This window comes from Aquabacterium sp. A08, assembly GCF_011742065.1.
The window spans coordinates 1-625 of record NZ_JAAQQT010000326.1; the positions used below are offsets into that span (position 1 = coordinate 1).

A 625-nucleotide genomic window follows, 5' to 3' on the forward strand; every position below is an offset into this window, starting at 1 on the left:
CTGGCGGGCCAGTTGGTGGCCGAGGCCATCCAGGGCCAGGCCGAACGTTTCGACGTGTTCGCCCGCCTGCGGCACCGGCCCTTTCCCGGCGGGCCTCGGCTGCGCACGCCGGTGTTGGCGCTGGGCATGCTGTGGCACCGCTTGAAGGATGCCTTGGGCTGAACCGGCGCGACCGGCCGCGTCAGCCCCGCGGCGTGGCCTGCAGCAGGTGCACCAGCGCCGCCGCGTAACGGGGGATCAGCGCCGGCGCCGCATACCCGTAGCCGATGGCCAGCCCACGCAGGTCCTGCCGTTGCAGGCAGTAGGCCGACAGCGGCCGCACCGTCAGGCCGGCCTGGGCCGCCTGTTGGGCCAGGGCCCGGTCGTCCACCGTGGCGGGCAGTCGCAGGCACAGGTGCAGGCCCTGTGCCGCGCCGTGGATGCGCCCGTGCCCACTGGCCAGCACCGGCGCCAGCGCGTCCACCAGGCGCTGGCGCCGTTCGGCGTAGGTCTGTCGGGCGCGGCGCAGGGTGCTGGCAAAGTGGCCCATTTCGATGAACTCGGCCAGCGCCGCCTGCAGCGGCATCTGGCCCGGGCGGTTCAGGTCGTAGTGCGCCCCCTTGAAGGCCGCCACCAGCGCCTTGGG

Annotated in this window: 2 pseudogenes; one reads left to right on the forward strand and one right to left on the reverse strand. The window is 74.2% G+C overall.

What is annotated here, in order from left to right:
* Positions 1-162 (forward strand): annotated as a pseudogene (locus tag HA630_RS22955) (FAD-dependent oxidoreductase); the annotation flags it as partial.
* Positions 163-181: 19 nt separating this feature from the next.
* Here the strand turns inward: HA630_RS22955 and HA630_RS01840 are convergent.
* Positions 182-625, reverse strand: a pseudogene (locus tag HA630_RS01840) (PLP-dependent aminotransferase family protein); the annotation flags it as partial.